Annotated in this window: 9 protein-coding genes; 5 read left to right on the top strand and 4 right to left on the bottom strand. The window is 61.2% G+C overall.

What is annotated here, in order from left to right; all coding sequences use genetic code 11:
- Positions 1 to 25 precede the first annotated feature (25 nt).
- Positions 26 to 1,540 (top strand): ABC transporter substrate-binding protein, encoded by a 1,515-nt coding sequence (locus ATI14_RS29530; protein ID WP_016971477.1) that lies wholly within the window; start codon positions 26 to 28, stop codon positions 1,538 to 1,540.
- 190 nt (positions 1,541 to 1,730) lie between these two features.
- Here the strand turns inward: ATI14_RS29530 and ATI14_RS29525 are convergent, their stop codons facing one another.
- The 4 genes from ATI14_RS29525 to ATI14_RS29510 form a co-directional block, all read right to left on the bottom strand.
- Positions 1,731 to 2,471 (bottom strand): YciK family oxidoreductase, encoded by a 741-nt coding sequence (locus tag ATI14_RS29525; protein ID WP_016971478.1) that lies wholly within the window; start codon positions 2,469 to 2,471, stop codon positions 1,731 to 1,733.
- A gap of 176 nt (positions 2,472 to 2,647) precedes the next feature.
- Entirely contained in the window at positions 2,648 to 3,319 is a 672-nt protein-coding gene (mupP, locus tag ATI14_RS29520; RefSeq protein ID WP_016971479.1) for an N-acetylmuramic acid 6-phosphate phosphatase MupP, read from the bottom strand.
- 4 nt (positions 3,320 to 3,323) lie between these two features.
- Positions 3,324 to 4,022, bottom strand: coding sequence for a bifunctional 2-polyprenyl-6-hydroxyphenol methylase/3-demethylubiquinol 3-O-methyltransferase UbiG (gene ubiG / locus ATI14_RS29515; protein WP_010211967.1), 699 nt, complete (start codon positions 4,020 to 4,022; stop codon positions 3,324 to 3,326).
- A 64-nt stretch (positions 4,023 to 4,086) separates the two neighbouring features.
- Positions 4,087 to 5,418, bottom strand: a complete 1,332-nt coding sequence (locus tag ATI14_RS29510) for a TRZ/ATZ family hydrolase (RefSeq protein WP_016971480.1) — start codon at positions 5,416 to 5,418, stop codon at positions 4,087 to 4,089.
- Between the two features lie 109 nt (positions 5,419 to 5,527).
- On the opposite strand from ATI14_RS29510, the gene mtnA reads away from it, so the two are divergent.
- From mtnA to pheA, 4 genes are all read left to right on the top strand, one after another.
- Positions 5,528 to 6,604 (top strand): S-methyl-5-thioribose-1-phosphate isomerase, encoded by a 1,077-nt coding sequence (gene mtnA / locus ATI14_RS29505; protein WP_016971481.1) that lies wholly within the window; start codon positions 5,528 to 5,530, stop codon positions 6,602 to 6,604.
- A 423-nt stretch (positions 6,605 to 7,027) separates the two neighbouring features.
- A complete protein-coding gene (gyrA, locus tag ATI14_RS29500; RefSeq protein WP_010211963.1) occupies positions 7,028 to 9,682 on the top strand; it encodes a DNA gyrase subunit A in 2,655 nt (884 codons plus the stop codon).
- Positions 9,683 to 9,923: 241 nt separating this feature from the next.
- Positions 9,924 to 11,009, top strand: a complete 1,086-nt coding sequence (serC, locus tag ATI14_RS29495) for a 3-phosphoserine/phosphohydroxythreonine transaminase (protein ID WP_016971482.1) — start codon at positions 9,924 to 9,926, stop codon at positions 11,007 to 11,009.
- Positions 11,009 to 12,103 carry a prephenate dehydratase gene (gene pheA / locus ATI14_RS29490; protein WP_003172650.1) on the top strand — a complete coding sequence of 365 codons (1,095 nt, stop codon included), beginning with the start codon at positions 11,009 to 11,011 and terminating at the stop codon, positions 12,101 to 12,103. The genes serC and pheA overlap by 1 nt, the downstream gene beginning before the upstream one ends.
- Position 12,104 lies beyond the last annotated feature (1 nt).

The following is a 12,104-nucleotide window of genomic DNA, read 5'->3' as shown; positions in this document are numbered from 1 at the left end:
CCATTCATTAACAAGGAGTTGTGATATGCAACCGCGCCACTTGAAGTCTCTTGCCGCCGCCATGCTCACCGCGTGGTCACTGACTGCCGGCCTGGCCCAGGCTGCCGGTGTCCTGACCATCGGCTGTCGTGAAGACAGCACCACGTTCGACCCGATCAAAAGTGCGCAAAACCGCGATACCTGGGTGTTCGCCAACGTCTACGACACCCTGGTGCGCGTGGATAACCTGGGTACCAAAATGGAGCCGGGCCTGGCCGAAAGCTGGGACATTTCCAAGGACGGCCTGACTTACACCTTCAAGCTGCGTGATGCGAAGTTCTCCGATGGTTCGGCGATCACCGCTGAGGATGCAGCGTTCAGCCTGCTGCGCATCCGCGACAACAAGGCCTCGCTGTGGGCTGACCCGTTCAGCCTGATAGACACGGCCAAGGCCACCGACGCCAAAACCCTGGTGGTTACCCTGAAAACCCCGGCGGTGGCTTTCCTCTCGCAATTGGCCTCGCCGACGGTGTCGATCCTGTCGGAAAAGGCCATGACCAAAATGGGCGAAGACGCCTACTCGGAAAACCCGGTGACTTCCGGCGCGTTCACCGTGGATGAGTGGCGCAAGGGCGACCGCGTGATTCTGAAGAAGAACCCGAACTTCTGGCAGGCCAGGAACGTGAGCCTGGATGGCGTGGAGTGGGTGTCCGTGACCGACGACAACACCCGTATGCGCATGGTGCAGAACAATGAGCTGGACACGGCGATCTTCGTACCGTTCTCCCGCGTTGAAGAGCTGAAGAAAGACAAGAACGTGGTGATCCACGCCGACCCGTCGACCCGTGAAGATCACCTGCTGATCAACCACGCCCACGGTCTGCTGGCCAAGCAGGAAGTGCGTGAAGCGCTGGACATGGCCATCGATAAGCAGTCGCTGGTCAAGACCGCCACCTACGGTCAGGGCACCGTCGCGTACTCCTACATTCCCAAGGGTTCGCTGTATCACTACGCCAACAACCTGCAGCGCCCGTACGACCCGACGGCTGCCAGGAAGCTGCTGGAGCAGGCCGGTGCCAAGGACTTGAAGCTCAACTACGTGGTCAACGCCGGCAATGAAGCCGACGAGCAGATTGCGGTGATCATCAAGGACCAATTGGCCAAGGTCGGCGTCACCGCCAACCTGCAGAAAGTCGACCCGACCCAAAGCTGGCAGATGCTGGTGGACGGTGAGTACGACATTTCGGTGATGTACTGGACCAACGACATCCTCGACCCGGATCAGAAGACCACTTTTGTACTGGGCCACGACACCAACCAGAACTACATGACCCGTTACAAGAACGACACGGTCAAGGCGTTGGTGGCACAAGCGCGGATCGAGGCCGACCCGGTCAAGCGCGAGCAGATGTATGTGGAATTGCAGAAGCTGGCGAAACAGGATGTGAACTGGATTGACCTGTATTACAGCCCGTACATCAACATCTCACGCAAGAACGTGAGCAATTTCCTGCAAAACCCGTTGGGGCGGTTCACCCTTGAGGAAGTGGTGAAAAACTGAGACGCACTTCGCGCTGATCGTTCCCACGCTCTGCGTGGGAACGCCGCCCCGGACGCTCCGCGTCCCGCTTCGGCGCAGGGTTCAAGTCTTGCGCGAGGGTGACGCGGAGCGTCACTGGATGCATTCCCACGCGGAGCGTGGGAACGATCATCATAAACCCGGAGCCAGCGTTTGTTTTCTGTTGTTTCAGTTACTGCGCATCAAACGCCTGGCCATTGATGCCCGCACTGTCCGGGCCCATCAGGTACAGGTACACCGGCATGATTTCTTCCGGCGCCGGCCTTTCCATCGGGTTTTCCCCCGGGTACGCCTGCGCTCGCATGCTGGTGCGTGTGCCGCCCGGGTTGATGCTGTTGGCGCGGACCGACGCCACATCCTCCAGCTCATCGGCCAGCGTTTGCATCAGGCCTTCGGTCGCAAACTTCGACACGCCATAAGCGCCCCAGTAAGCCCGACCCTTGCGCCCGACGCTGCTGGAGGTGAACACCACCGAGGCATCCTGAGACAGCTTGAGCAGCGGCAGCAATGTGCTGGTCAACATGAACATCGCGTTGACGTTCACATGCATCACCCGCATGAAGTTCTCGCCCGACAACTGCTCGAGCGGCGTGCGCGGGCCGATGATCGAGGCGTTGTGCAGCAGGCCGTCGAGGTGGCCGAATTCTTTTTCGATCATCGCCGCCAGCTCATCGTATTGATGGGGCAGGGCGGTTTCCAGGTTGAACGGGATTACCACCGGTTGCGGCTGGCCGGCGGCTTCGATTTCGTCATACACCTGGGCCAGGTTGGCCTCGGTCTTGCCCAGCAACAGCACGGTGGCGCCATGGGCGGCGTAGGTTTTCGCGGCGGCTGCGCCGATCCCGCGACCGGCGCCGGTCACCAGGATCACCCGGCCTTTGAGCAGTTCTGGGCGTGCGGAGTAGTCAAACATAAGCATCCTCGGCAGATTTCAAGGCAATACACCTCTCAAAATGGAATCCATTCTTTGTGGGAGCTGGCTTGCCTGCGATAGCGGTTATCCCGCTCCACAGTCGGTGGCTGGCCTACCGCTATCGCAGGCAAGCCAGCTCCCACTTTGACCTCACTCTATTTGGGGTCGCCGATCAGTCAGCAACTGCACAGCGCGCTATCGAGCACTTTGCGCAGTTCCAGCGGGTGGTCCACCACCACATCGGCACCCCAGTTGCGCGGGTTGTCATCGGGGTGAATGTAGCCAAATGTGACCGCGGCGGTGCGCGTACCGGCGTCGCGGCCGGACTCGATGTCGCGCAGGTCGTCACCCACGAACAGTACGCTGGCCGGGTCGAGGTCGAGCATCTTGCACGCCAGAATCAGCGGTTCCGGGTCCGGCTTGCTGTTCTTCACGTGGTCCGGGCAGATCAGCAGTGCCGAGCGCTCGGCCAGGCCCAGTTGCTGCATGATCGGCTCGGCAAAGCGCAGCGGCTTGTTGGTGACCACGCCCCACACCAGGTTGGATTTTTCGATGTCCGCCAGCAACTCGGCCATGCCGTCGAACAGCTGGCTGTGGATCGCGCAGCCTTTGAGGTAGCGCTCCAGGAATTCCTGGCGCAGTTCTTCAAAGCCCGGGGATTCGGGGTCCATCGAAAAGGTCACCGCCACCATCGCCCGCGCGCCACCGGAGATTTCATCGCGGATATGCTGCGGGTTGATCGGCTCAAGGCCCCGGTCGGTGCGCATGGCCTGGCAGATGGCGATGAAGTCCGGCGCGGTGTCCAGCAGGGTGCCATCCATATCGAAGAGTACGGCTCGCAACTTCACAGGCTTACTCCTCGCGCAGGGTCTGGATCATGTAGTTGACGTCAACGTCGTTGGCCAGCTTGTAGTGCTTGGTCAGCGGGTTGTAGGTCAGGCCGATGATGTCCTTGACGGTCAGCCCGGCCTGGCGGCTCCAGGCGCCCAGCTCGGACGGGCGGATGAATTTCTTGAAGTCGTGGGTGCCGCGCGGCAGCAGCTTCATGATGTATTCGGCGCCGATGATCGCGAACAGATAAGCCTTGGGGTTGCGGTTGATGGTGGAGAAGAACACCTGGCCGCCGGGCTTGACCATACGGAAGCACGCGCGGATCACCGAGGACGGGTCCGGCACGTGTTCGAGCATTTCCAGGCAGGTGACCACGTCGAACTGCTCGGGCATTTCTTCGGCCAGGGCTTCGGCGGTGATTTGGCGGTATTCCACGTTCACGCCGGATTCCAGCTGGTGCAGTTGAGCCACGGCCAGCGGTGCTTCGCCCATGTCGATGCCCATCACGGTAGCGCCGCGCTGGGCCATGGCTTCGCTGAGGATGCCGCCGCCGCAACCCACGTCCAGCACCTTTTTGCCGGCCAGGTTGACGCGTTCGTCAATCCAGTTGACCCGCAGCGGGTTGATGTCGTGCAGGGGCTTGAACTCGCTTTCGCGGTCCCACCAGCGGTGGGCCAGGGCCTCGAATTTGGCGATTTCGGCGTGGTCGACGTTGCTCATGGTGAATCCTCTAAATCTGATAAATCGGTGTGTCAGCCCTGAACGTGCAGGTTCAAGGCCGTCGTTATTCGGTGTGCCCGCTGATGCGTTTGCCCCAGGCAATGGCCGTGGCGGTCAACTGTTGCTCATCCATGCGGGTCAGCTGCCGGTCGTCGAGCAACTGCTTGCCGGCGACCCAAAGGTGTTTCACGCAATCGCGCCCGGTGGCATATATAAGCTGTGAGACCGGATCGTAGATCGGTTGTTGCGCCAGCCCCGACAGATCAAAGGCAACAATGTCGGCCGCCTTGCCGACCTCCAGCGAGCCAATCTCGCTTTCCAGGCCCATGGCCCGCGCACCATTGAGTGTCGCCATGCGCAGGGCGCGGTGGGCATCCAGCGCGGTGGCCGAGCCGGCGACGGCCTTGGCCAGCATCGCGGCGGTACGGGTTTCGCCCAGCAGGTCGAGGTCGTTGTTGCTGGCCGCGCCATCGGTGCCGATCGCCACATTGACCCCAGCCTGCCACAGACGCTCCACCGGGCAAAAGCCGCTGGCCAGTTTCAGGTTCGATTCCGGGCAATGGATGATGCTGGTGTTGCTTTCTACCAGCAAAGCCAGGTCGTCCTCGCTGATTTGGGTCATGTGAACGGCCTGGAAGCGCGGGCCCAGAAGACCGAGGCGACCCAGGCGCGCCAGCGGGCGCTCGCCGGTCTGCTCGACGGCTTGCTGCACCTCGAAGGCGGTTTCGTGCACATGCATATGGATCGACGCGTCCAGTTCCTCGGCGACGACGCGGATTTTCTCCAGGTTTTCATCGCTCACGGTGTAAGGCGCATGGGGGCCGAAGGTGACCTTGATGCGCGGGTGGTGTTTGAGGTCGCCGAACAGTTCGATGCCCTGGCGCAGTGCCTCGTCGGCGCTGGCGGCGCCGGGAATCGGGAAGTCGAGAATCGGCAATGCGATCTGCGCGCGCATGCCGCTGTTGTGCACGCAATCACTGGCGACTTTGGGGTAGAAATACATGTCGGAGAAGCAGGTGATGCCGCCCTTGAGCTGCTCGGCGATGGCCAGGTCGGTGCCGTCGCGCACGAAGGCTTCATCAACCCATTTGGCCTCGGCGGGCCAGATGTGCTTTTCCAGCCAGGTCATCAGCGGCAGGTCGTCGGCCAGGCCGCGAAACAGGGTCATGGCCGCGTGGCCGTGGGCGTTGATCAGACCGGGGCTGAGCAGCATGCCGGGCAGTTCACGCACTTCGGCGGCAGCCAGCTTCAAGGCCGCGGCCCGTGGCCCGATAAAGGCGATGCGTCCGTCGCGGATACCCAGGCCGTGGTCTTTGAGCACCACGCCGGCAGGCTCGACAGGTACCAGCCAGGTGGGCAGCAGCAGCAAGTCGAGCGGGGCGGCAGTGGAGGTCATCGCAGGCTTCTTCCCGGGCAGCTATAAAAGAAGGGCGAAGTATACCCGAGCGTCCCCGCTGGCGGATCGCTATAATCGGCGGCTTTTGTGCATGAGTGCGGGGTAAGGGATGCGCGACCGACTGTTGGCTGCGGAGAAAGTGAAGGCCATCGACTGGCGTGATGGCGCGCTGCACCTGCTCGACCAGCGTGCCTTGCCGTCCCGGGAAAGCTGGGTGACCTGCGTCACGGTCGAGGACGTGGCGGCGGCGATTCGCGCGATGGTGGTGCGTGGCGCGCCGGCCATCGGCATCAGCGCGGCTTATGGTTTGGTGCTCGCCGCCCGTGAGCGCATGGCCGAAGGCGGTGACTGGCAGGCCGCGTGGGAAGAAGACTACGCACTGCTGGCCGAGACCCGACCAACGGCGTCCAACCTGTTCTGGGCCTTGAAGCGCATGCGCGACCGCCTGGACCGCGTCAAGAAGCACGCCGATCCGCTGGCGGTGCTCGAAGCCGAAGCCATTGCGATTCATGAAAGTGATCGCGAGGCCAACCTGACCATGGCGCAACTGGGGGTTGAGCTGATCCGCAAACATCAGGGCAATGCCCAGGCAATTCTCACCCATGGCAATGCGGGCGCCCTGGCGACCGGCGGCGTGGGCACGGCCCTTGGGGTGATTCGCGCTGCTTATCTGGAAGGCATGGTCGAGCAGGTTTACGCCAATGAAACCCGTCCGTGGCTGCAGGGTTCCCGTTTGACGGCCTGGGAGCTGGCCGGCGAGGGCATTCCGGTGACGGTGAATGCGGATTCGGCCGGCGCGCATATTCTCAAGACCAAAGGCGTGACCTGGGTGATTGTCGGTGCTGACTGCATCGCGGCCAACGGTGATGTGATCGGCAAGATCGGCACCTATCAATTGGCGGTGTGCGCCATGCACCACGGCGTGCGTTTTATGGTGGTGGCGCCGAGTTCCACGCTGGATCTGATGATGGCCACTGGCGATGACGTGGCGTTGGAGGAGCGTGATCCGGGAGAGTTGCTGGAAGTGGCTGGCCAGCGTTTTGCGGCGGATGTTCACGCCTATAACCCGGTGTTTGATGTGACTCCGGCTGATTTGATTGATGTGATCGTGACCGAGAAGGGCATCGTCGAGCGGCCGGATACGGCCAAATTGGCCAGGTTGATGTGCCGTAAACGCCTGCATTGAGGGCTGTGGCGCCTGTGGAATCGCTATCGCAGGCAAGCCAGCTCCCACGCGTCCCGTGTTCTCAAGTTCAAAATGTGGGAACGGGCTTGCCCGCGATTGACCTTATAAGTCAACAAAACCCTTGGATCCAGCCTCAAAAAACAGCACCAGGCCAGCTCTGAGCCCCTCTCGTCCCCCACAAGCCTGTCATCCGTCAAATTACTAGCCTCCATGCGCATCAGAGGGATAGGTGCGTGGCGGCGATTGTGATAACATCCGGCGGTTTCCAGGGTTGCCCCGAGGGGTTGCCTTAAACGTGCAGATCCGTGTCATAACTCGTTGATTTGTCGTAAGTCGTTGTCAGGCACTTTGTCGGCAGCGGCGAGCTTCGTTCGTCCCATAGGATGTGACGAGGTTTCACCCGAAAAAGGAATCAGGCTTCTCATGGGCGAACTGGCCAAAGAAATCCTCCCGGTCAATATCGAAGACGAGCTGAAACAGTCCTACCTCGACTACGCGATGAGCGTAATTGTCGGTCGGGCACTGCCTGATGCGCGCGATGGCTTGAAGCCCGTGCACCGGCGTGTGCTGTTCGCGATGAGCGAGCTGGGTAACGACTGGAACAAGCCGTACAAGAAATCTGCCCGTGTTGTCGGTGACGTGATCGGTAAGTATCACCCTCACGGCGACACTGCGGTGTACGACACCATCGTTCGGATGGCCCAGCCGTTTTCCCTGCGCTACCTGTTGGTAGACGGCCAGGGCAACTTCGGTTCGGTCGACGGCGACAACGCCGCGGCCATGCGATACACCGAAGTGCGCATGACCAAGCTGGCGCACGAGTTGCTGGCCGACCTGCACAAAGAAACCGTGGATTGGGTGCCGAACTACGACGGCACCGAAATGATCCCGGCCGTCATGCCGACCAAGATCCCCAACCTGCTGGTCAACGGTTCCAGCGGTATTGCCGTGGGCATGGCCACCAACATTCCGCCGCACAACCTCGGTGAAGTCATCGATGGTTGCCTGGCCCTCATCGACAACCCCGAGCTGACCGTCGATGAGCTGATGCAATACATTCCCGGTCCGGACTTCCCGACCGCTGCGATCATCAACGGTCGCGCCGGCATCATCGAAGCCTACCGCACCGGTCGCGGCCGTATTTACATGCGCGCCCGCTCGATCATCGAAGACATCGACAAGGTCGGTGGTCGCCAGCAGATCGTCATCACCGAACTCCCGTACCAGCTGAACAAAGCGCGTCTGATCGAGAAGATCGCCGAGCTGGTTAAAGAGAAGAAGCTTGAAGGCATCACCGAACTGCGCGACGAGTCCGACAAAGACGGCATGCGCGTGGTGATCGAGCTGCGTCGTGGCGAAGTGCCTGAGGTGATCCTCAACAATCTCTACGCCCAGACCCAGCTGCAAAGCGTGTTTGGTATCAACGTGGTTGCCCTGATCGACGGTCGCCCGCGCATCCTGAACCTCAAGGATCTGCTGGAAGCTTTCGTACGCCACCGTCGCGAAGTGGTCACCCGTCGCACCGTATTCGAACTGCGCAAGGCCCGTGAGCGCGGCCACATCCTGGAAGGCCAGGCGGTTGCGCTGTCGAACATCGACCCGGTGATTGCGCTGATCAAGGCCTCGCCAACCCCGTCGGAAGCCAAGGAAGCGCTGATCAGCACCCCTTGGGAATCCAGCGCCGTGGTAGCGATGGTTGAACGTGCCGGCGCCGATTCGTGCCGTCCGGAAACCCTGGACCCGCAATACGGCCTGCGCGAAGGCAAGTACTTCCTGTCGCCGGAACAGGCCCAGGCCATTCTGGAACTGCGCCTGCACCGCCTGACCGGCCTGGAGCACGAGAAGCTGCTGGCCGAGTACCAGGAGATCCTCAACCAGATCGGCGAGTTGATCCGCATCCTCAGCAGCGCCGTGCGCCTGATGGAAGTGATCCGCGAAGAACTGGAAGTGATCCGTGCCGAATACGGGGATGTGCGCCGCACCGAAATTCTTGATGCGCGCCTCGACCTGACCCTGGGTGACATGATCCCGGAAGAAGAGCGCGTAGTAACCATTTCCCACGGTGGCTATGCCAAGACCCAGCCATTGGCTGCGTACCAGGCCCAGCGTCGTGGCGGTAAAGGGAAATCGGCTACTGGCGTGAAGGATGAGGACTACATCGCTCACCTGTTGGTCGCCAACAGCCACACCACGCTGCTGCTGTTCTCCAGCAAGGGCAAGGTGTACTGGCTGAAAACCTACGAAATCCCGGAAGCTTCCCGTGCTGCCCGTGGTCGCCCGCTGGTCAACCTGCTGCCGCTGGACAGTGATGAGTACATCACCACCATGCTGCCGGTCGAGGAATACACCGAAGGTCACTTCATCTTCATGGCGACTGCCAAAGGCACCGTGAAAAAGACCCCGCTGGAATCCTTCAGCCGTCAACGCAGTGTGGGCCTGATCGCCCTTGAACTGGACGAAGGCGACGTGCTGATTTCGGCCGCCATTACCGATGGCGAGCGTGAAGTCATGCTGTTCTCCGACGGCGGCAAGGTCACGCGCTTCAAGGAGTCCGACGTGCGTGCCATGGGCCGTACCGCCCGCGGTGTGCGCGGCATGCGCCTGCCGGAAGGGCAGAAGCTGATTTCGATGCTGATCCCGGAAGAAGGCAGCCAGATCCTTACCGCTTCCGAACGTGGTTATGGCAAGCGCACCGCCATCAGCGAGTTCCCGGAGTACAAGCGTGGCGGCCAGGGCGTCATCGCCATGGTCAGCAACGACCGCAACGGCCGTCTGGTTGGCGCGGTGCAGGTGCTCGATGGCGAGGAAATCATGCTGATTTCCGACCAGGGCACCCTGGTGCGTACCCGTGTCGCCGAAGTGTCGAGCCTGGGCCGTAATACTCAGGGCGTGACCCTGATCAAACTGGCCAAGGACGAGAAACTGGTCGGCCTGGAGCGTGTGCAGGAGCCGTCGGAAGTTGAAGGCGAAGAGCTGGAAGGTGAGGAATTTGAAGGCGAGGTGATCGCAGCCGGCGATGACAACGTTGACGAGCCGACCCTCGACGCTGCCGCAGACGAAGAAGAACCGCAGGAATAAGCGGACACACAGGGGGCGGATGAAGATTCGCCCCCTTGTTGTTTGTCCCTGATGAAATACACAACTTTGTCCGGGCGCGGCCCATGTGGGAGCTGGCTCGCCTGCGATAACATCACCGCGGTATCACTGAGCGACCGAGGTGCCTGTATCGCAGGCAAGCCAGCTCCCACAAGGGTTCTCTCCAGAGAACGGTTGTTGCCGAACATGATTGCAGCCCCACCAGATCAGAGTGAGATTGGATGTGAGCAAGAGAGCCTATAACTTCTGTGCCGGTCCCGCGGCGCTTCCTGAAGCAGTCCTGCAGCGTGCGCAGGGTGAACTCCTCGACTGGCATGGAAAAGGCCTCTCCGTGATGGAAATGAGCCATCGCAGCGATGAGTTTGTATCAATCGCCACCAAGGCCGAGCAGGACCTGCGCGACTTGCTGGACATCCCCTCCCATTACAAAGTGCTGTTCCTGCAGGGCGGCGCCAGCCAGCAATTCGCCCAGATTCCGCTGAACCTGCTGCCGGAAGACGGCACGGCGGACTATATCGACACCGGTATCTGGGGCCAGAAGGCAATTGAAGAGGCCTCCCGTTACGGTCACGTCAACGTGGCGGGCACCGCCAAGCCGTACGACTATTTCGCCATTCCCGGTCAGAACGAGTGGAAGCTGTCGAAGGATGCTGCCTACGTTCACTACGTCGCGAACGAAACCATCGGCGGCCTGGAATTTGACTGGGTGCCGGAAGTCGGCGACGTGCCGTTGGTGTGCGACATGTCTTCGGACATTCTCTCGCGCCCGATTGACGTGTCGAAATACGGCATGATCTACGCCGGTGCGCAGAAGAACATCGGCCCGAGCGGCATTCTCGTCAACATCATTCGCGAGGACCTGTTGGGCCGCGCCCGTTCGCTGTGCCCGACCATGCTCAACTACAAGGTCGCGGCCGATAACGGCTCGATGTACAACACCCCGCCGGCGTTCGCCTGGTACCTCTCCGGCCTGGTGTTCGAGTGGCTGAAAGAGCAGGGCGGTGTCGCCGCCATGGGCAAGCTCAACGAAGTGAAGAAGCGCACCCTGTACGACTTCATCGACGCCAGCGGCCTGTACAGCAACCCGATCAACCTGACTGACCGCTCATGGATGAACGTGCCGTTCCGCCTGGCTGATGATCGTCTGGACAAGCCATTTCTGGCCGGTGCCGACGAGCGCGGCCTGCTGAACCTCAAGGGCCACCGCTCCGTCGGTGGCATGCGCGCCTCTATCTACAATGCCGTCGACATCCACGCCATCAATGCGCTGGTTGCCTACATGGCAGAGTTCGAAAAGGAACACGGCTAATGTCTGAGCAAGAACTCAAGGCCCTGCGTGTACGCATTGACAGCCTGGACGAGAAAGTCCTGGAACTGATCAGTGAGCGTGCGCGCTGCGCCCAGGAAGTCGCCCGCGTAAAAATGGCCTCCCTGGCTGAAGGCGAAGTGCCGGTTTTCTATCGTCCCGAGCGCGAAGCCCAGGTGCTCAAGCGTGTGATGGAGCGCAACAAGGGGCCGCTGGGCAACGAAGAGATGGCGCGGTTGTTCCGCGAAATCATGTCGTCGTGCCTTGCCCTGGAGCAGCCGCTGAAAGTGGCGTACCTCGGCCCGGAAGGCACTTTCACTCAAGCGGCGGCCATGAAGCACTTCGGCCACGCGGTGATCAGCAAGCCAATGGCGGCGATCGACGAAGTGTTCCGTGAAGTGGCGGCCGGTGCGGTGAATTTTGGCGTGGTGCCGGTGGAAAACTCCACCGAAGGTGCGGTCAACCACACGCTGGACAGCTTCCTTGAACACGACATGGTGATCTGCGGCGAAGTCGAGCTGCGCATTCACCACCACCTGCTGGTGGGCGAAAACACCAAGACTGACAGCATCAGCCGCATCTACTCCCACGCGCAATCGCTGGCCCAGTGCCGCAAGTGGCTGGACGCCCACTACCCGAATGTCGAGCGCGTGGCGGTCTCCAGCAACGCCGAAGCCGCCAAGCGGGTCAAGGGTGAGTGGAACTCGGCGGCCATCGCCGGTGATATGGCGGCAGGCCTTTACGGGCTGACGCGCCTGGCCGAGAAAATCGAGGACCGCCCGGACAACTCCACGCGTTTCCTGATGATCGGCAGCCAGGAAGTGCCGCCGACCGGCGACGACAAGACGTCGATCATCGTCTCCATGAGCAACAAGCCCGGCGCGCTGCATGAGCTGCTGGTGCCGTTCCACGACAACGGGATTGACCTGACGCGCATCGAGACGCGTCCTTCGCGCAGCGGTAAATGGACTTACGTGTTCTTTATCGACTTCATCGGCCACCATCGCGACCCGCTGGTCAAGGGTGTGCTGGAGAAAATCAGTCAGGAAGCCGTGGCACTCAAGGTGCTGGGCTCTTACCCGAAAGCGGTTTTGTGAG

This window comes from Pseudomonas tolaasii NCPPB 2192 (assembly GCF_002813445.1).
Lineage (GTDB): Bacteria > Pseudomonadota > Gammaproteobacteria > Pseudomonadales > Pseudomonadaceae > Aquipseudomonas > Aquipseudomonas tolaasii.
Note: the sequence above shows the minus strand (reverse complement) of the source record. Positions and strands in the feature narration are given on the sequence as shown.